Source organism: Gemmatimonas phototrophica (assembly GCF_000695095.2).
Taxonomy (GTDB): domain Bacteria; phylum Gemmatimonadota; class Gemmatimonadetes; order Gemmatimonadales; family Gemmatimonadaceae; genus Gemmatimonas; species Gemmatimonas phototrophica.
Genome location: NZ_CP011454.1, coordinates 4,542,327 through 4,563,551 on the forward strand (window position 1 = coordinate 4,542,327; position 21,225 = coordinate 4,563,551).

Genomic DNA, 21,225 nt, shown 5'->3' on the forward strand with positions numbered 1-21,225 from the left:
ATGACGACCCCGGTGCGCATGTCCATCCTGCTGCGCTTCACGCTCTGGAACGCGAGTGTGGTGGCGCTCATACTCGTCACCTTCGCGGCGGCGGGGTGGTTCACGTTCGAGCGCGTGGTGCAGCAGCGGGCCGCCACGGTGGTCCGTGAATCGGCACGGGCTGTTGCGGGAGCCATTCTCGCCGAGCGGCGCGCCGCGGCCGCACGTGGTGAAGTGGAATCGGTGCGCGGTGAACATGAGCAAGCCGTCCTGCGCGAACTGCGCGTGGGCGACCTCGACATCATCATTACCGACGAGGCCGAGCAACTCATGGCCGCGCAGTCGGATGTTGTCTTGCCCGCGGCGGTGCGCACTCTCATGGCCGAGGTCCGTGCCGCGCGCGACGCGGGTCGGCTGACCGACTCGGCGGTGGTGGTACGTCCGGTGACACTGCCAGCGGGCCCGGCACGCGCCGCCCTGCTGCGCATTGAGCCGGAAGCAAATGACGAAGAAGAACCGGCGTTGCTCATTACCGCCATTCGTCCGGATATGGACGACCTCCAGCTGCTTCGGCAGGTGCGGACGACCATCTTCTTTGCCATTCCCATGGCCCTGCTGGTGTCGATCGTAGCCGGATTTCTGCTGGCGCGGCGTAGTCTGGCGCCGCTGGAAGCCATTGTGAGTCGCACGGCGTCCATTACCGCGCAGAATCTCGACAGCCGACTGAAGGTGGTGAATCCGCACGACGAGCTTGGCCGTCTCGCGCAGATCATCAATGACCTGCTGGGGCGCGTGGACGATGCGTTTCGCACCCAGCGGCAGTTTGTGGCCGACGCGTCGCACGAGTTGCGCACACCCATTGCCATCATTCGCGGCGAAGCCGACGTGACGCTCCGGCGGGCCGAGCGGTCGCCGCAGGAGTATCGTGAATCACTTGGCGTCATTCACGAGGAGTCCATTCGACTTTCGCGCATTGTGGACGACCTGTTCCTCCTGGCCCGTGTGGATGCCGCCGGTCACGCCGTACGCCGCGAAGATGTAAACATCTCCGACCTGGTGACGGATGCGGTGCGCAGCGTGCGTACCCTCGCCGATTCGCAGCAGGTGACGCTGCTGGCAGCGGAACAGCCCACGGCAACCGTGCGCGGCGACGCCGTCTTGCTGCGCCGGCTGCTGCTGAATCTGCTGGACAACGCGCTCAAGCATGCGCCCCCGGGAAGTACCGTGCAGGTGCAGCAACAGCGGGTGGGGAACGTCGTGCATGTCTCCGTGGGCGATCAGGGACCCGGTATCCCGGCCGACCAACGGGAGCGGGTCTTTGAGCGTTTTGTGCATGGTGTTCAGGGCAGCGGAAACGGTGGCCCCGGGGCGGCACACAGCTCGGCCACTGGTGCTTCCGGTGTGACCGGTACCGGCGCCGGACTCGGGCTCGCCATTGCGCAGGCCATTGCCCACGCTCACGAGGGACAGATCACGTTGCTCGATGCACCGCTGGGTGCCACGTTTGATGTCGCGTTGCCGCTCCTTCCCGTTTCCGGAGATGCTGTATGATGCCGCCGCTTTCACGCTGGTCGCGCACAGGTGCTGCCCTTGTTGCGCTGAGTGTCCCCGCGCTGCCGGCTGTGCTGCCGGCGCAGGCACGTGCCGCCACCGCCGATACCGTGGCGCTGACCGAATGGGATGTGCCATGGGGCGCCGCAACCCGACCACGCGATCCTTCGGTGGACCCGCAAGGGCGCGTCTGGTTTGTGGGACAGGAAGGCAATTATGTGGCACGCTTCGATCCCAAAACCAAGAAGTTCGAACGGTTTGAGATTGACCCCGGCACCAATCCGCACACCGTGAATGTGGACCCCACGGGTGACGCGTGGTACGCCGGCAATCGCAACGGCATGATAGGGCGCATCGATGGTAAGACGGGCAAAATCACGCGCTATCCCATGCCCGAAGCGGCGGCGAAAGATCCGCACACCATCACCTTCACGCCCAAGGGCGATCTGTGGTTCACGCTGCAGAACAGCAACATGGTGGGCTTTCTCGACAAGCAGAGCGGCGCGGTGAAAGTCATTCCCATGCCCACGCCGCGCTCGCGCCCTTATGGAATAGTTCTCGACAAGAGTGGCCGCCCCTGGTTCAATCTCTTCGGCACCAACAAGCTGGGCACCATCGATCCCACGTCGCTGCGCGTGCGCGAGTATGTGCTTCCCGATGAGCGTGCCCGCGGCCGTCGCATTGCGCTCACCACCGATGGCGCCGTGTGGTACGGCGACTACTCACGCGGCTACGTGGGTCGCCTCGACCCGGTGAGCGGCGCCGTAAAAGAGTGGCCTCTCCCCGGTGGCGGCACCAGCATGCCCTACGCCATGACCGTCGACGACGCCGACCGCCTCTGGCTCGTGGAAACCGGACGCCAGCCCAATCGCCTCGTCGCCTTTGATCCGCGCAGCAACAGCTTTGTCGCCCAGATCGACCTCGGCCCCGCCGTACCCAACACCGTGCGACACATGGTGTTCGACAAGACCACACGCAGCATCTGGTTCGGCTCGGACCGCGGGACCATCGGGAGAGCGGCCGTGCCCGCGCCGGGAAGGAAGCCAATTGGGTGACGTCTGGCCTCTGGTGACTGAGATCTGCGATCGCCGATCTCAGATCTGGACGGTGAGAGCGTTGCGATGCCCGAGGTGCGATGGATATCGAGGGTGAGAGGCCCGATGACAGCGAGTTGAGAGGTCCGAGCAGTTCCTCCGCATGGGGAGTGCCCCCCACGGACGCCGCTGGAACAGCGGTCGTCCCCGCTGTTTCCCAATGCCTGTGTGGGGCACGGCAGCGCAGACGCCAGCACTCGGACCTCTCATCGTCGTGGTTATCGGATGTCTCACCCTCGATATCCATCGCACCTCGATAGTCACAACGCTCTCACCTCCAAGTCCCGCCTCGGCAATCGCAGATCTCAGATGTCAGATAGCAGATAGCAACGCTCAGCTGACCTCGCTCGGCCATGTGCATTCTCGTCCTATTGCCCGCGCCACCGCCTGCACCTGCTGCATCAACTGCGTGAATGCACTGAATTCGAGACTCTGCTCGCCGTCGCTCTTGGCGCATTTGGGGTCGGGGTGCACTTCTACAATGAGGCCGTCGGCACCCGCCGCCACGGCCGCGAGCGCCAGTGGCGTGACCAAGTGCGCACGACCGCCGGCGTGTGAGGGATCCACAATCACCGGCAAATGCGTCTCGCGCTTGAGCACGGGAATGGCCGCCACGTCCATCGTGTTACGCGTCGCGGTTTCGTAGGTGCGAATACCACGCTCACACAACATCACATCGCCGTTTCCCTGCGCCAGCACATACTCGGCGGCCATCAGTAACTCGGTAATGGTGCCGCTGAGTCCGCGCTTGAGCAGCACCGGGCGCTGCACTTTTCCCACTTCACTCAGCAGCGGAAAGTTCTGCATGTTGCGCGCGCCAATCTGCATCACGTCGGCGTAGCTCGCGACCAGCTCCACCTGCCGCGGGTCCATCACTTCCGTCACAATGGGCATGCCGGTTTCCGCGCGCACATCGGCGAGAATCTTGAGGCCGTCTTCGCCCATCCCCTGAAACGCGTACGGGCTCGAGCGCGGCTTGAACGCCCCGCCGCGCAACAGTCGCGCGCCCGCCTGCTGCACCGCCCGCGCGGTATCGAACATCATCTCGCGCCCTTCCACGCTGCACGGCCCCGCCATTACCACCACATCGCGGCCGCCAATCACCGTGTCGGCCGGGTCGCCCAGTCGAATGGCGGTATTCCCCACCGAGAACTCGCGCGACGCAATCTTGTAGGGCTTGAGCACGGGCATCACGCGTTCCACGCCGTCCAGCTGCGTAAGCCCATGTTCGCTGAGCGCCCCTTCGTCGCCAATGCACCCCACAATGGTGCGTTGCTCGCCGCGGGACACGTGGGTGCGCAGCCCCGCCGCCTCCACATGTTCAATGATGCGGTCGAGCGCTTCGGGGGTGATGCCGGCGGTAGTGACGATGATCATGTGCGGTCCTCAGGAGTGGTGGTCAATGAGCCACCGAGGAACCCGCCCCGCCCAGCCCCCGGAAACAACCGAGGCCCGTGCGGTTGCACGGGCCTCTCGGTTGGTCGGGAGCGTCAGCCTGTCAGCTGCGCATGCCAATCATGCCGGAGCCCATGCGGGTCGGCACGTAATAAAATCGGCAGGCGAAGAAGTGACGCGTCATACCACGGAGGCTACGCCAGGGCGTTCTGTGTGTCAATATGTATGTCACCATGACTGGGACAGCCTCCGAAACCGTGACCGAATCCGACTCACCGCGCGTCGCTTTTCAGGGCGAACTTGGCGCGTTCAGCGAAATGGCCATCCGGCAGCAGTGGCCCAGCGGCGCGGTAGCCGTGCCCTGCCTCACCTTCCCGGAGGCGGTGGCTCAGGTCATGGATGGACGGGCCCATTTCGGCATCATCCCCGTGGAAAACGCCATCGTCGGCCCCGTCAAAGTGGCCATGGACGCGCTCGCCGCCGCGGGGGACGCCCTGGTTGTGCGGGCCGAAACCCGGGTGCCGGTGCACCTCTGTCTGATGGCGCCGGCGGGAGCCACCCTGGCCGAGCTGCGGGAGATTCACAGTCACCCCGTCGCCCTCGCCCAGTGCCGCATCTTCTTCGCGCGTCACGGCTGGCTGCAAAGTGCTCCCCACGCCGACACCGCCGGCGCCGCTCGCGACGTGGCCCAGCGGGGTGACCGCACCCAAGGGGCCGTCGCCAGCGAAATGGCCGCCGAACGGTACGGCCTCGAAGTCATTGCCCGCCGCATCGAAGACGTGGCCGCCAACTGGACGCGGTTCGTGGTGGTGAGCCGGGCGGGGTGATGAACCACGGCCCTCGGGGCCGGCACCGCAGAACAGCATTACGAGGACTGGCCCGTGTGTTCTGACAGGGCGTCTGACGAGGACTGCGACGGTGCAGGCGACGAGCAACGCCCACCTCCGCGAGTTCAACATTAAGGAATGGAAGGGCCTGTCCGCAGCTGTACGCCGCTAGCCCATGCCGGAGCCAGTCCTCGTTTGCACGCCCTGTCCGCCACATCGGAGCAGTCCTCGTAATGCTGTTCCAACCCAAGCCGGCAACACAAACCGAACTCTTGAGTCGCCCAACGCGGCTGTACAGAACGCCCCCCACCCCCGAAGTTCGGGCATGACTCTGCCCGTGACCCCTCGCCGCGTGCTAGCAGCCGCCGCCGCCACGCTGTTCGCCACCGAACTGACCGCGCAGTCGGCCGCCACGCCCGCCCCGTTTGCCCCCATCACGCAGGCGGTGCACCGCGACGTCAACGGCGACCGCGCATTCACCACGGTGGACTTCGTGCAGCGCCGCTTCCGGCTCCCCGGCAACGAGGGGTTCGATCTCGCCATCGATACCGTCGCCGCACTGCTGCGCGCCGCTGGCTATGTCAATGAGACGGAGGCCAAGCCCACCGATCGCCTGGTCTATCGCATTGAATCGCGCGACATGCCCAACGAGGCGTGGACGCCGCACGATGCGCGCATCACCATCGCCGGCCGCTCGACGCCACTGCAGACGCTCGCCGGCAACCTCAACATGATTGCCATCAACTCGGTCTCCACGCCGCCCAATGGCGTAACCGCCGAGCTGGTGGATGTGGGCGCCGGGTCTGATTCGGCCTTCAAGGCCAACACCGTGGCCGGGCGCATCGTGCTCTCCACCGGCAACGCCCGCCTCGTACTCCCACGCGCGCAGCGCTACGGCGCCCTCGGCGTACTCAACACGCAAACGCTCCCCGCCTACAACCAGCAAGGCAAACATCCGCGCGCCATTCAGTTCACCGGCATCGCGCGCGACACCATCCGCCCGGGGTGGGTGCTGTTTGTGTCGTCGGTAACACGCGATTCACTGCAGGCCGCGCTCAAGCAGGGCGCGGTGCAGCTGCACGTCCTGATCAACACCAGCTTCGCCCGTCGCCCCGAACGTACCCTCGTGGCAGAAATCCGCGGCACCACCGCCCCCAATGAACGCTTCGTCTACTCGGCGCACGTGCAGGAACCCGGCGCCAACGACAATGCGTCTGGTGTGGGCACCCTCGCCGAAATGGCGCGCGTCGCCGCCTCACTTGTACAGCGTGGCATCGCCCAGCCCAGGCGCACCCTCACCTTTCTGTGGGGCGACGAGATTCGCAGCACCGACCGCTATCTCAAGGAAGACAGCACTCGGCGCGCCGGCGTGAAGTGGGGCATGTCCCTCGACATGGTAGGTGAGAATACCGCCCTCACCGGCGGCACGTTTCTCATTGAGAAAATGCCCGACCCCTCTGCCGTGTGGGTTCGCGGCGACGATCAGCACAGCGAATGGGGCGGCAAGCCTATCCCCGAGAATGAGATCAAGGCGTACTGGTTCAACGATTTCGTGCGCAACCGCTGCCTTGATCGCGCCCGCACCACCAAATGGGTGGTAAAGGCCAATCCGTTCGAAGGCGGCAGCGATCACACCCCGTTCCTGAATGCCGACATCCCCGCCGTGCTGCTCTGGCACTTCACCGATGTGTTCTATCACACCGATCTCGATCGCATTGAGAACGTGAGTGCCACCACGCTCGCCAACGTGGGCGCTTGTGCACTCACCACGGGACTCTTGCTCACGCAGGGCACCCCGGTCATTGCCCGCGCCGCGCTCGAAGAGCTCACCGTCACCGCTCAACAGGCGCTGCGAACGCAAGCGGCGCTCAGCCGCGATACGCTCGCCCGCGGCGGCAATGTGCAGTACGAGCAGCACATTCTGAATGTGTGGCGCGACTATTACCTCGCGGCCCTCGACCGCGTGGCCGACATCGCGGTAGGTCCCGTAGACCTGCGTACCGCGCTGGCCAACGCGAAGCGCCGAGTACGCGCCGCGACGGTCACGCTGCAGTGAATCCCGCCAACCCCCCTATTCACATGCGTATAGGTATGTAAAGCAATTCCCGACCAGCCCGACGCATTTTGCCGACTGTAGGGCGATGTCCCCATCGGCACCCTGTGAGTGTCTTTTTACCCATTCACAGCGGGAGCGGCGATGAAGCTGGTCTTTGTACAGCCCAATTATCATGCAGGTGGTGCGGAAATCGCCGGCAACTGGCCCCCGGGCTGGGTCGCTTACATTGGCGGTGCCCTCAAGCACGCCGGCTTCACGGACATCACGTTCGTGGACGCGATGACCAACCACATCGATGATGAGTCGCTGCGCCAGCGTCTCATTGAGCTCAAGCCTGATGCGGTGCTGGCCACGGCCATCACCCCCATGATCTATCAGGCGCAGCGCACCCTGCAGATTGCGCGCGAAGTCGCGCCGCAGGCGCATACGATTCTGGGTGGCATCCACCCCACCTTCATGTATCAGCAGGTGTTCAACGAAGCGCCGTGGATTGACTACATCGTGCGCGGCGAAGGCGAAGAAATCATCGTTGAGCTCATGCAGCACCTGCGCGACGGCACCGCGCTCGCCACCCGTCGCGACATCCGCGGCATTGCCTTCGTGGAAGATGGCCAGGTGGTGGCCACACCGGCGCGCCCTCCCATTGCCAACCTCGACGACCTCACGCCCGACTGGTCGCTGCTGGAGTGGAACAAGTACATCTACATTCCGCTAAACTGCCGGGTGGCGGTGCCCAACTTTGCGCGCGGCTGCCCGTTTACCTGCCGCTTCTGCTCGCAGTGGAAGTTCTGGCGCAAGTATCGCACGCGCGATCCCAAGAAGTTCGTCGACGAAATTGAAACGCTGGTGCGCGATCACAAGGTGGGCTTCTTCATTCTGGCCGACGAAGAACCCACCATCAACAAGAAGAAGTTCATCGCGCTCTGCGAAGAGCTCATTGCCCGCGACCTGCCGGTACACTGGGGTATCAACACCCGCGTGACCGACATTCTACGCGACGAGAAGGAACTGCCCCTCTACCGCAAAGCCGGTCTGGTGCACGTATCGCTGGGTACCGAAGCCGCGGCGCAGCTCAAGCTCGATCGCTTCCGCAAGCAGACCACGCTCGAGCAGAACAAGCGCGCCATCAAGATGCTGAAAGACGCCGGCATGATTGCCGAAGCGCAGTTCATCATTGGGCTCGAAAACGAAACGCAGGAAACTATCGAGGAGACGTACAAGTACTCCCAGGACTGGCAGCCCGATATGGCCAACTGGAACATGTACACCCCGTGGCCCTTCGCCGAACTGTTCCAGGAACTCGGCGAGCGCGTGGAAGTACGCGACTACGCCAAGTACAACTTCGTCACGCCCATCATTCAGCCTGACGAGATGACACGCGATCAGGTGCTGAAAGGCGTTCTGCGCAACTACGCCCGCTTCTACGCCAAGAAAGCGTTCCTGTCGTATCCGTGGCAAAAGGATCCGTTCAAGCGCAAATACCTGCGCGGTTGTCTGCGCGCCTTCGCCAAGACCACCATCAACAAGAAGTTCTACGACCTGGAGCGGCTCAAGTTCAACGGCACCGGCCTCGAGTCGGACTTCGGCTTCGACGAAGACAAGGTGTTCACGCGCGAAGAGCTGCGCACCATGTCCGAAGCGCGCCCCGAGTTTGCCGCCGATGTGGACTTCTCCGGTAGCGTCCCCGTACTCGGCCATGCCGCCGTTCGGCCGCAGGAAGAGGAAGCCGTCCGTGCCTGTTGACCTGCAGGTCCCTGATGTGTCGCCGGCGCTGCTGGCGAAGTACGACATTCCCGGTCCGCGCTACACGAGCTACCCCGCCGTCCCCGACTGGCGGGGGGCCTTCGATGCCGATGCCTGGGCCGGGCACCTCGGGGTGCTCGGCACCACCGACGCGCCGCTCGCGCTGTACGTCCACCTCCCCTTCTGCGCGTCACGCTGCTTGTACTGTGGCTGCAACGCCACCGTGACCACGCGCAGCGAAATTGTCGATCGCTATCTCACACGGCTCTACCGCGAGCTGGAGATGCTCGCGCAGGCTATTGGCAGCGCTCCGCGTGTGGTGGAGATGCACTGGGGAGGCGGCACTCCGAACTTCCTCACTGATATGCAGGTGGAACGGTTGTTCAGCCGCCTGCAACAGACGTTCGGCATAGATGCGCGCACGGAATGCTCGGTGGAAGCAGACCCGCGGCTCGTGACGCGCGACCAGCTGCGCACCTTCCGGCAGTTGGGCTTCTCGCGCATCAGCTACGGCGTGCAGGATGTGGATACAGAAGTGCAGGAGGCCATTGGCCGAGTGCAGCCCGTGGACATGGTGCGCAACTGTGTGGAGATGGCGCGGGAGGAAGGCTTCGCCGGACTCAATCTCGATCTCATCTATGGGCTCCCCCAGCAGACGCCCTCCAGCTTTGCCAACTCCATTGAGACGGCGCTTTCGTTCAACCCCGATCGGGTGGCCTGCTTTGGCTATGCGCATGTCCCATGGATGAAGTCGCACCAGAAGCGCATTGACGAAAACGCACTCCCACGCGCGTGGGACCGTTTCAGACTCTTCCAGCAGGCCGTGCAGCGGTTCACCGACGACGGCTATCGCTGGATTGGCATCGATCACTTCGCGCGCCCTGAAGATCCGCTTGCGCTGGCCGCTGACGCCGGGCGCCTGCATCGCAACTTCATGGGCTATACCACCCGCAGTGGCGATCATCTGCTGGGCATTGGGACCAGCTCCATCTCCGAAGTGGACGGGTGGTTCGGGCAGAACGCCGCCGACCTGGGACCGTGGCAGCGGGATATTGATGCCAACCGGCTGCCACTGTCCCGCGGGCATGTCCTGAGCGACGACGATCGTGCGCGAGGTGCCGCGGTCTCGCACCTCATGTGCAACGCCGAACTGCCCTTCGACCTGTTCGTGGGCGACATCGATGACTTGGTGGACCGCTACGAGCAGTTCGCCGCCGATGGACTGGTGATGTTCGAAACCGACCGGATTACCGTGACGCCGTTGGGTCGGTTCTTCCTTCGCAATCTTGCCTTCCCCCTCGATGCTTATCGTGGAGCCACCGACGGCCCTCGTCGGTTCTCGCGGGCTGTCTAATACCGCTGGTCTTGCCGCCATGCGCGCCGTCCAGCCGGCACGCATTGGTCCCAACACCATCATTCAGATCGCGCAGGTGCTGCGTGACCGGTTTGGCGAGAGCACCGCAGCAACCCTGCTCTTTGAAAGCACCGGCTACGCCATGGGCGCCCTGCCGGCGGCCATGGTGGACGAACGTGAGGCGCAGGCGTTCGTCCAGACCGTCATGCGCTCGCTGGGGGAGGATCGTGGAGCACGGGTCCTCCACGAGGCTGGTCATCGCACGGCCACCTATCTCATGGCCAACCGCATTCCGCATGCAGCGCAGTGGGTCATGAAGCTGCTGCCAAAGCGGGCCGGGCTGGCGGTGCTGCTCAAGGCCATGCAGGCCAACGCCTGGACCTTTGCCGGCAGTGGCTCCTTTGGCGTGAAGCGCACCCCCAAGGGGGCGGAGCTCACCTTCCATGCCTGCGCCATGTGCCGTGACATGCACAGTCACGGGCCAGTCTGTGACTTTTATGCTGGCACCTTTGAGCATCTCATCCGCTCACTGGTCTCGCCGCGGGCCACAGTACGCGAGGTGGAGTGCCAGGCACTGGGCGCACACTGCTGTCGCTTTGAGGTCCTCGCGATACATTAGGCGGCATGGCTGCCTACTATCTCTGGATCAAAGCGTTTCACGTTATCGCTGTCATTGCCTGGTACGCCGGGCTGTTCTACATCTTCCGTCTGTACGTGTACCACGTGCAGAAGCGCGGTGAACCGTCGGTCACCGCCACACTGGAGGTCATGGAGCGGCGGCTGCTGCGCGGCATCATGATGCCCGCCATGGTCGTCTCCATCGGCCTTGGCTCGTGGATGGTGTACCTCAATCCGTCGCTGCTGCAGATGCCGTGGATGCACATGAAGCTCGGCGCCATTGCGCTGCTCCTGGGCTACCACGGCTTCGCGTCGCACACGCGCAAGCGCTTTCTCGCCGGCGACTACTTTTTGAGCGAAACCGCCTGCCGCTGGATCAACGAAGCGCCCACTGTTCTGCTCTTCTTCATCGTCATTGGTGTCATTGTGCGCAAACCATGACCGCGTTCATTTCGGAGCAGCACATCGATGGGGTTCTCCAGCAGCTGGGGGGAACCACCGCCCCCGTACGGCGCGCAGGCGTACGCGAGGCCCTCACCTTCTTCGAGCGCTTTATGCCGGAGAAGAGCGCTGCCAACCGAGTGAGCTACCTCAAGGCCATGGACCTCAGCAAGCCGGTGTCCATGGTCGATTTGCTTCCGGGGGAAATCGTGGTGGCCTTCCGCCACCATAGTGCGGACTGGGGCGAATTTCACACCCGCGCCGGCAGCGACCCGGGCAAACTCGGCATCACGCTCGACGACCGGCAGTACCGCAAGTTCGAGGTCGTTCAGCGCTGCGTGGCGCTGCAGTCCACCACATCGGCCTTCATGAGCATGTCCCGTGGCAGCGGCGGTGCGCTGCAACTGGTCATCCCGCAGGCGTTTCGTTTTTTGCGCGTGACGCAGCGCGGAACCACGACCTGGTGAGTTGTGGTGAGTGGAAATGAACAGATTGCAGGAAGGCATCCGAGGCATCTAAGGCATCCCCGAGTGTTTAGCCAAACGGCTGAATCACTTCGAGAATTGCTCGAACGTCTTGGATGCCTTGGTTGCCTCGGATGCCTTTGTGTGGTCGGTTCTCCACACCATCCACTGATCAGTTTCGAGTCTTGAGTGAGAACTTCGGGTTGTGAGTTGAACAACCCTTACCGCAGTACGCGTACCTGCCGCAGCATCGTCGTCTCGCCGAGCATCGTTTCTATTTGCAGCACCACGCCGGTCTGCTTGCTCACCCACACCACGGATTCACGGTTGCGGGCGAGGGTGAGAATCACCACGTGCGTCTCCTCGCCCTGTACCGTGGTGCTTCCGGTAACCGCCAGGCGATACTCACGCAGCCCGCCGTCCAGGTCGTAGACCGGAAAGCGCACACTGAATCCCTTCTCCAGCGGGAGCGCGCGCATGAGCAGCTCCCAGTTGCCGGCGTCAAAGGGCACCACGCGCAGTGTGGTGTCAAAGGGTACCGGCGGCGCATCGAGCGGAGCGAGTGCGCCTTTGATGCGGGCGCCATTGAATTCCAGCAGTACGCGGCGGTTCTGCTGCAGGGCGCGGCGCACGCGCGGCGCCAGGGTCCGCGCATCGGTAACGGTGGAATCCACCAGCTGCATGGTACCCCGCTGCAGTTTCAGCACACGGCGCACCACCGGTACGCCATTGATCGTGTCCGCGCGCAACGCCTCCACCAGACGCCCCACCGGGATCTCGTCGGCGTCGCGAAACATCGTGAGCGCGTAGCGCACCGAATCACCGGTGACAACCAAGGGGCGCAACAGGGTATCGCCCGGGAGCAGCAAGCGGGGGAGCACCGATGCTGGCGCCGAAGGCGGTGGAACGACGGTCTGTGCCTGCACGGATCGTGGGGCCCAGAGCAACATCGCGGCTAGTCCCACATTGCGTAACACCGTCCAGCGGCTTCGTCCCTGCAATCGGTTCATGCTGAATGCTCGCGTATTCCCGCAGCCGGTGTCAATCCGCAACAGCATGGGAGAAATGCCCGCCATGCTGCAACCATTTTTGCCCAACCAACGTCGTATTCGGCATGTCTCACACCCCAAAACTCTTGCTATACGTCTGCGCGGCGGTGCGCCACACGACGCGTCGTTATCTCACCTGTGCCGTGCTCCCCGCTGCGATTGCCCTGCTCGGACTTCCACGGCTGCTCTTCGCGCAAACCGCCGACATCGTACGCGGTCGCGTCATTGACGACTCCGCCCGCGTGGTCGTGGGCGCCGCCGTGAACATCACCCGCGGCCCCGACCGGCTGGTCCTCAGTACCGTGACCGACTCCACCGGGCGCTACAGTCTGCGCTTCGACCCCGGCACCGGCGACTACCTCGTGCACGTGGCCTTTGCCGGATTCCGACCGGCTCGCCGCCGCGTAGAGCGCGCCGGCAGTGAGCGCGAACTGGTGGCCGACTTTACCCTCGGCCGCGACCTCACTCTGCTCGCCGCCGTGAAGGTGAAGGCCAGCAAACCCGAACGGGCCGAGGCGCAGGTGGCCAGCCCCTATGAACGTGAAGTGGGGGCCACCGAACAATACGATCAGGGGGTGGAGGGGCGCGTGAGCCCCAACGCCGCTGGTAACCTCAGCATGATTGCCGGTACCATGCCGGGCGTGACCATGACGGCCAGTGGCCCCAGCATGCTCGGCGCGAGCCCCAGCTCCAACCTCACCACGCTGAACGGCATGGCGCTGCCGGCAGGCGGATTGCCGCGCGCCGCCCGCGCCGATGTACGCGTGAGTGGCGCTACCTTCGACGCCACCCGCGGTGGCTTTGCCGGCGCCAACATTGACGTGCGGCTCGGGGCCGGTGATCGCAACTACCAGAATCGTCGTGCGTATCTCACGCTCAATGCCCCACAGCTGCAGGCCACCGATGCCGTAGGTCGCTCGCTGGGCATTACCAACCAGGGGTTCCGCGCCAGCGTGGGCGCCGACGGCGAGCTCATTCGGCAGGCGCTTACCTATAACACCGCGCTCGATGTGAGCCGTACCACCAGCGATCCCGCGTCACTGGTTGGCAGCAACGCCGATGCCTTGCTCCGTGCCGGCCTCGCGCCCGACTCCGCCCGGCGTGCGCAGGATATTGCCGCCAGCGTGGGGCTGCCGTTGACCGGTGCCGGCATTCCCGCGTCGCGCGTGCAGAACAATCTCACCTGGCTGGGCCGTCTGGACGATGTGCGTGACACCCTGCGCACCTTCACCCTTACCACCTTTGCCTCGCGCAGCAACGAAGGCGCGCTGGGCTTCGGTCCACTCAGTGCCCCCGGCAACGGTGGCGAGCAGTCGCAGAACACCATGGGCGCGCAGCTGCTGCAGAGTCGGTACGTTGGCCCCGGCTTTTTCACGCTCATGCAGAACCGGCTCGCGGCCAGCCGGGTGCGTGATCGCACGACGCCGTATCTGAACATTCCCGGCGCCACCGTGCTGGCACGATCGGCCAGTGATGCGGCCACCAGCGATGTGGTGGCGCTACAGCTGGGCGGCAATCCGTTCATGGCGACCGACGACTCGCGGTGGACCGTCGAGGGCGCCAACGAAATGGTCTGGAATGCCGGTGGCCGCAAGCATCGCTTCAAGACGTCAGCATGGGTGCGTGGCGACGGCCTCACGCAAGAGGGACTCCCCAACGCGCAGGGGTCGTACACGTTCAACTCGCTGGCCGATCTCGCGGCCAATCGCCCCGCGTCCTATCAGCGCACCATCACGCAGCCCGCGCGGAGTGCCACGTCGTACAACGGCGCGCTGGCGTTCGCGCATCAGTGGAACCCCACCCGCTACTTCAGCATGCTTTCCGGTGCGCGTGTGGAGGGGAGCATGTTTGGCGAAGCACCGCCGGAGAATGCGGCGCTGGAGCAGGCGTTGGGCGTGGAGACCGGTGTCGCTCCACGTCGTCTGCGAGTGTCACCACGGGTAGGCTTTACCTACACCTATTCGCGCTCTCGTGAAAACGGCAACGGGCAGATGAGCACCAACACGGGCTCGTGGTATCGCAACACCATGGGCATCATCAAGGGGGGCATTGGCGAATTCCGCGATCTGTATCGCCCCGGTACACTGGCCGATGCCATGGTGGGCGCCGGCATCCCCGGCAGTACGCTCGCCCTGTCGTGCGTGGGTGCTACCGTGCCCACCCCCAACTGGAGTGGCTTTGCCGCCGGTTCGGCCCCTATTCCCAGTAGCTGCGCTGACGGTAACGGCGCGCTGGTAGAGCGCGCGCCGAGTGTGACGCTGGTGGACCCCAGCTTCGATGTCCCGCGCAGCTGGCGTGCCGCACTGGGCTGGGCCTCCAGCATGAAGGGGGTCATGCTCAAGGTGGATGGGCTCGCGTCGTACGACCTGTCGCAGCCCAGTACACTCGACGCCAACTTCCGCGGAGCTACCGTTTTTCGCTTGGCATCGGAGGGTAACCGCCCAGTGTTCATGCAGCCGCTCTCCGTTGATGCCGCCTCCGGCGCCGTATCTCCGCGTGATTCGCGCATTGCCAGTGACTTTGGGCGGGTGTCACTGCGCACCAGCGATCTGCGCGGCTATGGCAGTCAGCTCACGACCACCATTCAGCCAGAGATCTTCCGGGGAGCCAAAGGGCCGCCACCGGTGATGTTCTCGGTGGGCTACACCATTCAGCAGGTGCGTCAGCAGTACCGCGGTTTTGACGGCGGCAACTTTGGTGACCCGCGCGACAAGGAGTGGGCGGCCGGCATGAACGACGCACGCCATGCCTTCGTGATGCAGGCCGGCGTAGGCATCCCCAAGGTGGGCACACTCACCCTGTTCACGCGCCTGCAGTCTGGGATGCCGTTCACCCCGCTCGTGCGCAGCGACATCAATGGTGACGGTCGCGCCAACGACCGGGCGTACGTGCCCAATGTCGCCGCCGAATCCAACGCCGCCACGCGCGCACAGATGCAGGCGCTGCTGGCATCAGCACCGGCCAACGTGCGCGACTGTCTGTCCTCGCAAGCCGGTCAGGTGGCCAGCCGCATGAGCTGCCGTGGCCCGTGGACACAGCAGATGAATCTCGCGCTGCAGCCCAACATTGGTCGCGTTCGCGGACGCAACGCGCAGGTGAACGTGGTGTTCGAGAATCCGCTGGCCGGTATCGATCAGATGCTGCACGGTGCCAACGGGCTGCGCGGCTGGGGCTCGCAGGCTCAGCCCGATCCGGTACTGCTCATTCCCAACGGCTTTGATGTCAACGCCCAGGCGTTCCGCTACGACGTCAACCCGCGCTTCGGTGATACCCGCGCCTTCCGCACGCTGTCGCGTATTCCCTTCCGCGTCGTCATTGATGTCCAGATGGACCTGTCGGTGCCGTATGACCTGCAAACGCTGCGTCGTGCCCTCGAACCGGTGAAGTCGCGCGACAGGGACTCCCGCAAGATCACCTGGGCGCGTCGTGGGGCCGACTCCATTGCCGCACTGTATCTGAGCCGCACCTCCAACCTGCACCGCATGCTGTTGGCCGAGAGCGATTCGCTGTTCCTGACCAAGGAGCAGATTGGTCAGCTCCTTGCCGCCGACAGCCTGTATTCGGCCAAGGTACGTGCGCTGTACAAGCCGCTTGCCGAGTTCCTCGCGGCCCAGGAAGACGGTGTGGCGGGTAAGGCGGCGCTGGACAGCGTGAAGGCCACCACCAAGTTGTACTGGCCGCTCTTCTGGGAGCAGGTGGATGCCGTGCAACCTATTGTGCAGCCGCAGCAGCGCGAGCTGCTGCCGTTCCTCGTGAGCATCAGCGGCGTGAGCAAGGAACAGCGCAAGAACAGTCAGTGGCAGTTCGGCTTCCCGGTGCCGCTGGTGCACAACAGGCCGCGCGTGGGTGGTCAGCCGGAGGGGTCGTCGCAGCGGTCCATCAGTGTTGACGGGTAAGTGAAAAACCCGAGCCCGTTACTCTAGCCCACGACCCGGAACTGATCAGTTCCGGGTCGTGGGTCGTGCGTTGTCGCTACTTCCGCGGTCCTGTCCAAAACAGAATCACCCCGCAGCCACTCAATGACGTGAACTGGGCCGGAACCGTCTGCGGGTTGGCGTACACTTCCACCGCCCGCATCTCGTCCGGCTGCACCATGTTCTCCACGCTGTTGAATCCCTGCATGCGAATGCCATCCACCCATACATCGGGCGTGCACCAGGCGTTGAAGTTCAGCCCGCGCATCTGAATGCGCTCACCGTAGGTGGCGGGCACCACACGAACCCCCGGCACCATGCGCAGTATGTCACCCGTGCGCGTGGGGGGCCGCTTGGCGAGATCCTCCGGACCGAAGAACCGACCCGTTGCACCGGTACGTCGTCGCTCTTCAAAGTCCGCCAGCTGGCGCTGCATCACGGTCGTACGCCCAGCCTGCACCCGCACCGTGTCGAGCGTCATGGTCCGCACCATGGACACCGTCACCGCGCCACTGTCCCCCGGCACAATGTCCACCACCTGACGGGCAGCGCGATATCCCAGCACGCGCACATCCAGCATATGCGTACCCGTGGGCATCGTGGGAAGCACAAAGCGGCCGCTGTCCGACGTCGTGGCCTGCACACCAGTACCCCACACCGTGATCTGGGCATTGCTCAAGGGACGCCCACCGGCGCCGTCAATGCGCCCGCGCACCACGCCCGGTCCGCGCAGCACGTCAACGGCGAGACTCGTGGTATCCCCACCACTGTCAGGCGCCATCACGATGCGTTCGCGACGGACCCGCCCGGTGTACAAATCGCGCAGCACGATCCCCAGCTCGGTGGTCAGCAGCTCGGCAATTCCGGTAGAATCGGCGCCGCTCCACGCGCGCACCTGCACATTGTCGTTGGCTGGCACTCCGCACAGTACATACACCCCCGCCGAGTCGGTGCGCGCCTGAATCGTTTGCATCTCGCGCTTCACCGCGAGCCCATCCATGCTCAACGCCTGCCACTCGGCTTGCACCGTGCCGACGCGCGTTGCTCCCGGTTGTTCAGCATCGCGCAGCATGCCGCGCAGATACCCAACTCCGCGCGCGGCGCTCTCCGCGCCGCACACCTGCGACACCAGCGTACGAGCAGAAGGGATAGCCAGCGAGACGCGCTCGTTGTCCGTGCCCACACTGGCCCCGCGCGAGAGCTGCTGAATACCCAGCGAATCAAGGCGCGGGTGATACACCACCACGGCGTAGTCGCCCGACTCCAGTGAATCGAGCCGGAAGTTGCCGCGCGCGTCAGTGGTTGCCGTGCGCAACCGCGTCGGATCGTCGGCGCGCACCGCCTGAACACTCGCGCCGGCCAGTGGCGCCGCCAGCGTGCTGTCCCACACCGCGCCGTTCAGGCGGAGGCGCGCGGTTGATGACGCAGCCTGTGCCGCCCCTTCACGCGCCAACCCCAAGCCCAGCATTCCCACGAGCAGATGTTTCCACATAGCCGAGCGAAGCGAAAGGTGACGGATTCCCGAACTCAAAACCCGGAACTCCAACCCATAACCCGAAACTGATCAGTAAAAGCCCGTCACCGCCGCCCCACCCCCTCCGGCGTACGCGGCCCGGTCCAAATCACCACCACACCACACCCCGAGACCGTCGCGTACATCGGTGGCACACTTCCGGCGCTGGCATAGATCTCCACCGCGCGGATCTGTTGCGGCTGCACAAAGGAATCCATGGTGCCGTCGTCAGAGATACGATAGCCATCAAGCCAGATATCCGGAGTGCAGAACTGGCTGAAGCCAATGCCTCGCATCAGAATGCGGTCGCCAGACACTCCATTTGACACCACGCGAACGCCAGGTATCCGCTCCATGAGCGTGGCTACGCGCAGCGGGTCCAGCGCGATCATGTCTTCGGGTCCAAAGTAGCGCCCGGAGCCCGTCTTTCGCCGTTGCTCGAAGTCGATCATGTCCTGACCCATGGCGATGGCGCGAAACGCCCGGATCTCCACTTTATCCAATACGACCGCTTTGGACATGGCGAAGGTCGTTACCGGAGCTTCGTTCTCGAAGATGTTGATCGGAATGCGCAGCGGTTCAAAGCCAATGGCGCGCACATCGAGGAGTTGGGTACCGGTGGCCACGCCGTTCAGATCAAATCGACCGGTCGCGCCGGTTCGCTGTGTCTGTCCACTTCCCAAAATGGCCACCACCGCACCGCTGATCGGCTTGTTCTGCGCATCGGAGATCACGCCACTCACCCGCCCTTCACCGCGGCGCAACACCACCGTCGCCAGGCTATCACCCACCGCCGCGCTATCCAGCGTCTGTTGCACGTATTGGGTGCGACCAACGTAGAAGTCGAGCCTGGCAATCGGCGCCGCTGAAAACGCCACGTCTATAACGCCGGTGGAATCGGTACCACTCCATGCCTGCACGACCGCTGCGGTCGAGGTCGGAATACCGCACAGCAGGTATTGCCCGGAGGGGGAGGTCCGGCCAACAACCGAGACAGCCTGTCGGACCAGACGACCGTCGTTCACCGCCAGTTCAGTCCACGTAATGCGGACAGCCCCAACCGCGGGGCCTCGATCACCATCGGCACGTCGCAGGTGGCCGCTGAGATACCCGGTCGAGTCCCGCGCATTCACGCCACACAGTTGACGACTCAGGCTGCCCAGCGAGGGAAGCGTCAGGTTGGCCCGTGACGTCCCACCCGGCGCAACGGGCACGCGCAGGACCAGCTCATCAACGCCCAACGTATCGAGTCGCGGATGCACCGCCGCCAGCACCCACACGCCCGCCTCGACCGTGTCGAAATTGAACCGCCCAGCGCTGTCCGCCACCGTCGATCGCGGTGTCGCCAGCCCTTCCGCGTGCACCATCTGCACCACACTGCGTTTCAGAGGTGCCGCACGCGTACTGTCCCACACGGTCCCCACGACCCGCCCACGCTCGGAGGAGCCTGCGCCCTGCGCAAGGCACTCACGCGACCACCCGCAGCACAGCACTCCCAATAGCAGAATCTTCCACATGGTCGCATGGTAACGCGGGAAACGCAAAACGCGCCAGCACGATCTCCGTGCCAGCGCGTTCCGCTTCCTGCTCCCTGCAACCCGCAACCTGTCGTTTAGTACTTGTAGTGGCTCGCCTTGTACGGCCCTTCCAGCGGCACGCCAATGTACGACGCCTGATCCGCCGACAGCACCGTCAGCTTCACGCCCAGCTTCTCAAGGTGCAAACGCGCCACCTTTTCGTCGAGGTGCTTGGGGAGCGTGTAGACCTTCTTCTCGTACTGTTCGGCGTTGGCGTGCAGCTCGAGCTGCGCCAGCACCTGGTTGCTGAAGCTCGCGCTCATCACGAAGCTCGGGTGGCCCGTGGCGCAGCCAAGGTTCATGAGACGGCCTTCGGCCAGAATGAGAATGGAGCGGCCGTTCGGCAGTACGAACTCGTCGTACTGCGGCTTGATGTTGATGCGCTTCATCCCTTCGACCTTCTTGAGACCGGCCATGTCGATCTCGTTGTCGAAGTGACCGATGTTGGACACGATCGCCTTGTCCTTCATGCGGCTCATGTGCTCAACCGTAATCACGTTCTTGTTGCCCGTGGCCGACACGAAGATGTCCGCCTGGTCCACGATGTCTTCGAGCGTGGTGACCTGGTAGCCTTCGAGCGCCGCCTGCAACGCGCAGATGGGATCGATTTCGGTGATCACGACACGCGCGCCCTGACCCTTGAGCGCCTGCGCGCACCCCTTGCCCACGTCGCCGTAGCCCAGCACCACGACAATCTTGCCGGCGAGCATCACGTCGGTCGCGCGGTTCAAGCCGTCGACGACCGAGTGACGGCAGCCGTACAGGTTGTCGAACTTCGACTTGGTGACGGCGTCGTTCACGTTGATGGCCGGGAAGGCCAGCGTGCCAGCGCGCTCCATTTCGTAGAGGCGATGCACACCCGTGGTGGTCTCTTCCGACACACCACGAATGCCGGCCAGCACCTTCGTCCAGCGTCCCGGGTTCTTCGCCTGCTCGGCGCGCAGCAGATCGAGAATCACGCCCCACTCTTCCGGCTCGTTGTCGCTATCGAAGCCCGGGATTTCGCCGGACAGTTCGTACTCGGTGCCCTTGTGCACGAGCAACGTGGCGTCACCGCCGTCATCGAGCAACAGATTGGGACCCGTGCCGTCGCTCCACATGAGCGCCTGCTCCGTGCACCACCAGTACTCTTCCAGCGTTTCGCCCTTCCAGGCAAAAACCGGCGTGCCGTTCGGCTTCTCCACCGTGCCCGTCGGGCCAACGGCGACAGCCGCCGCCGCATGATCCTGCGTGGAGAAGATGTTGCACGACACCCAGCGCACGTCGGCGCCCAGTGCGACGAGCGTTTCAATGAGCACCGCCGTCTGCACGGTCATGTGCAGCGAGCCCATGATCTTGGCGCCCTTGAGCGGGAACTTGCCCGCATGTTCCGCGCGAAGCGCCATGAGGCCCGGCATTTCCTGCTCGGCCAGACGGATTTCCTTGCGCCCCCACTCCGCGAGCGACAGATCGCGCACGGCAAAGGCGGGACGTTCGGCAGAGGTCAGATCGACGACGCCGTGCTCGGTCATGATTGAAGTTGCCATACAGTTGGTCTCGGAGAGTCTGTTGTGAGGCTGCAAGAAGTTTTCAGTTTTCAGTCTGAGTTTTCAGTTTTCAGTTTGAGTAATCAGTACTCAGTTCGGGTTGTCAGTTTTCAGTTACTGTTTA

Annotated in this window: 15 protein-coding genes; 10 read left to right on the forward strand and 5 right to left on the reverse strand. The window is 64.2% G+C overall.

Translation table 11 applies throughout. From position 1 onward, the window contains the following. Together GEMMAAP_RS19140 and GEMMAAP_RS19145 are read left to right on the forward strand one after the other, a co-directional pair. Complete coding sequence (locus GEMMAAP_RS19140) at positions 1-1,530, forward strand: ATP-binding protein (RefSeq protein WP_053334619.1); 1,530 nt, start codon at positions 1-3, stop codon at positions 1,528-1,530. After that, entirely contained in the window at positions 1,527-2,585 is a 1,059-nt protein-coding gene (locus GEMMAAP_RS19145) for a Vgb family protein (RefSeq protein WP_053334620.1), read from the forward strand. Before GEMMAAP_RS19140 ends, GEMMAAP_RS19145 begins: the two co-directional genes overlap by 4 nt. A 372-nt stretch (positions 2,586-2,957) precedes the next feature. Here GEMMAAP_RS19145 and aroF read toward each other — a convergent pair whose 3' ends face one another. After that, the gene (gene aroF, locus GEMMAAP_RS19150; RefSeq protein ID WP_026851007.1) at positions 2,958-4,001 is read right to left on the reverse strand and encodes a 3-deoxy-7-phosphoheptulonate synthase; all 1,044 of its coding nucleotides are present in this window, start codon (positions 3,999-4,001) and stop codon (positions 2,958-2,960) included. A gap of 275 nt (positions 4,002-4,276) precedes the next feature. Here aroF and GEMMAAP_RS19155 point away from each other — a divergent pair, with 275 nt between their 5' ends. From GEMMAAP_RS19155 to GEMMAAP_RS19185, 7 genes are all read left to right on the forward strand, one after another. Continuing rightward, positions 4,277-4,846: a prephenate dehydratase domain-containing protein gene (locus GEMMAAP_RS19155; RefSeq protein WP_043581848.1), complete on the forward strand. Its 570-nt coding sequence runs from the start codon at positions 4,277-4,279 to the stop codon at positions 4,844-4,846. A 325-nt stretch (positions 4,847-5,171) separates the two neighbouring features. After that, on the forward strand, positions 5,172-6,902 hold the full coding sequence (locus tag GEMMAAP_RS19160) for a M28 family peptidase (protein ID WP_043581782.1): 1,731 nt from the start codon (positions 5,172-5,174) through the stop codon (positions 6,900-6,902). A 141-nt stretch (positions 6,903-7,043) separates the two neighbouring features. Continuing rightward, entirely contained in the window at positions 7,044-8,645 is a 1,602-nt protein-coding gene (gene bchE, locus GEMMAAP_RS19165) for a magnesium-protoporphyrin IX monomethyl ester anaerobic oxidative cyclase (RefSeq protein ID WP_026851009.1), read from the forward strand. Beyond that, entirely contained in the window at positions 8,635-9,999 is a 1,365-nt protein-coding gene (gene hemN, locus GEMMAAP_RS19170; protein WP_053334623.1) for an oxygen-independent coproporphyrinogen III oxidase, read from the forward strand. The genes bchE and hemN overlap by 11 nt, the downstream gene beginning before the upstream one ends. A gap of 19 nt (positions 10,000-10,018) precedes the next feature. Further along, entirely contained in the window at positions 10,019-10,618 is a 600-nt protein-coding gene (bchJ, locus tag GEMMAAP_RS19175; RefSeq protein ID WP_026851011.1) for a bacteriochlorophyll 4-vinyl reductase, read from the forward strand. Positions 10,619-10,623: 5 nt separating this feature from the next. Further along, positions 10,624-11,058 (forward strand): protoporphyrinogen oxidase HemJ, encoded by a 435-nt coding sequence (hemJ, locus tag GEMMAAP_RS19180; protein ID WP_026851012.1) that lies wholly within the window; start codon positions 10,624-10,626, stop codon positions 11,056-11,058. Further along, positions 11,055-11,525, forward strand: coding sequence for a hypothetical protein (locus GEMMAAP_RS19185; RefSeq protein ID WP_026851013.1), 471 nt, complete (start codon positions 11,055-11,057; stop codon positions 11,523-11,525). Before hemJ ends, GEMMAAP_RS19185 begins: the two co-directional genes overlap by 4 nt. A 218-nt stretch (positions 11,526-11,743) precedes the next feature. Here GEMMAAP_RS19185 and GEMMAAP_RS19190 read toward each other — a convergent pair whose 3' ends face one another. Then, complete coding sequence (locus tag GEMMAAP_RS19190; RefSeq protein WP_145979251.1) at positions 11,744-12,532, reverse strand: DUF3108 domain-containing protein; 789 nt, start codon at positions 12,530-12,532, stop codon at positions 11,744-11,746. Between the two features lie 104 nt (positions 12,533-12,636). On the opposite strand from GEMMAAP_RS19190, the gene GEMMAAP_RS19195 reads away from it, so the two are divergent. Further along, a complete protein-coding gene (locus GEMMAAP_RS19195; protein WP_026851015.1) occupies positions 12,637-16,467 on the forward strand; it encodes a carboxypeptidase-like regulatory domain-containing protein in 3,831 nt (1,276 codons plus the stop codon). Between the two features lie 76 nt (positions 16,468-16,543). Here GEMMAAP_RS19195 and GEMMAAP_RS19200 read toward each other — a convergent pair whose 3' ends face one another. From GEMMAAP_RS19200 to ahcY, 3 genes are all read right to left on the reverse strand, one after another. Further along, positions 16,544-17,977 carry a carboxypeptidase regulatory-like domain-containing protein gene (locus GEMMAAP_RS19200; RefSeq protein ID WP_026851016.1) on the reverse strand — a complete coding sequence of 478 codons (1,434 nt, stop codon included), beginning with the start codon at positions 17,975-17,977 and terminating at the stop codon, positions 16,544-16,546. 86 nt (positions 17,978-18,063) lie between these two features. Further along, positions 18,064-19,515, reverse strand: a complete 1,452-nt coding sequence (locus GEMMAAP_RS19205; RefSeq protein ID WP_026851017.1) for a carboxypeptidase regulatory-like domain-containing protein — start codon at positions 19,513-19,515, stop codon at positions 18,064-18,066. Positions 19,516-19,610: 95 nt separating this feature from the next. After that, positions 19,611-21,086 carry an adenosylhomocysteinase gene (gene ahcY / locus GEMMAAP_RS19210; protein WP_053334624.1) on the reverse strand — a complete coding sequence of 492 codons (1,476 nt, stop codon included), beginning with the start codon at positions 21,084-21,086 and terminating at the stop codon, positions 19,611-19,613. Positions 21,087-21,225 lie beyond the last annotated feature (139 nt).

Bases quoted from the DNA above. Each gene is read 5' to 3' on its own strand.
- GEMMAAP_RS19145 (WP_053334620.1), top strand. From the start codon at position 1,527: ATGATGCCGCCGCTTTCACGCTGGTCGCGCACAGGTGCTGCCCTTGTT.
- hemJ (WP_026851012.1), top strand. From the start codon at position 10,624: ATGGCTGCCTACTATCTCTGGATCAAAGCGTTTCACGTTATCGCTGTC.
- bchE (WP_026851009.1), top strand. From the start codon at position 7,044: ATGAAGCTGGTCTTTGTACAGCCCAATTATCATGCAGGTGGTGCGGAA.
- GEMMAAP_RS19200 (WP_026851016.1), bottom strand. From the start codon at position 17,977: ATGTGGAAACATCTGCTCGTGGGAATGCTGGGCTTGGGGTTGGCGCGT.
- GEMMAAP_RS19195 (WP_026851015.1), top strand. From the start codon at position 12,637: ATGTCTCACACCCCAAAACTCTTGCTATACGTCTGCGCGGCGGTGCGC.
- aroF (WP_026851007.1), bottom strand. From the start codon at position 4,001: ATGATCATCGTCACTACCGCCGGCATCACCCCCGAAGCGCTCGACCGC.
- ahcY (WP_053334624.1), bottom strand. From the start codon at position 21,086: ATGACCGAGCACGGCGTCGTCGATCTGACCTCTGCCGAACGTCCCGCC.
- GEMMAAP_RS19140 (WP_053334619.1), top strand. From the start codon at position 1: ATGACGACCCCGGTGCGCATGTCCATCCTGCTGCGCTTCACGCTCTGG.
- GEMMAAP_RS19205 (WP_026851017.1), bottom strand. From the start codon at position 19,515: ATGTGGAAGATTCTGCTATTGGGAGTGCTGTGCTGCGGGTGGTCGCGT.
- GEMMAAP_RS19190 (WP_145979251.1), bottom strand. From the start codon at position 12,532: ATGAACCGATTGCAGGGACGAAGCCGCTGGACGGTGTTACGCAATGTG.
- bchJ (WP_026851011.1), top strand. From the start codon at position 10,019: ATGCGCGCCGTCCAGCCGGCACGCATTGGTCCCAACACCATCATTCAG.
- GEMMAAP_RS19185 (WP_026851013.1), top strand. From the start codon at position 11,055: ATGACCGCGTTCATTTCGGAGCAGCACATCGATGGGGTTCTCCAGCAG.
- GEMMAAP_RS19160 (WP_043581782.1), top strand. From the start codon at position 5,172: ATGACTCTGCCCGTGACCCCTCGCCGCGTGCTAGCAGCCGCCGCCGCC.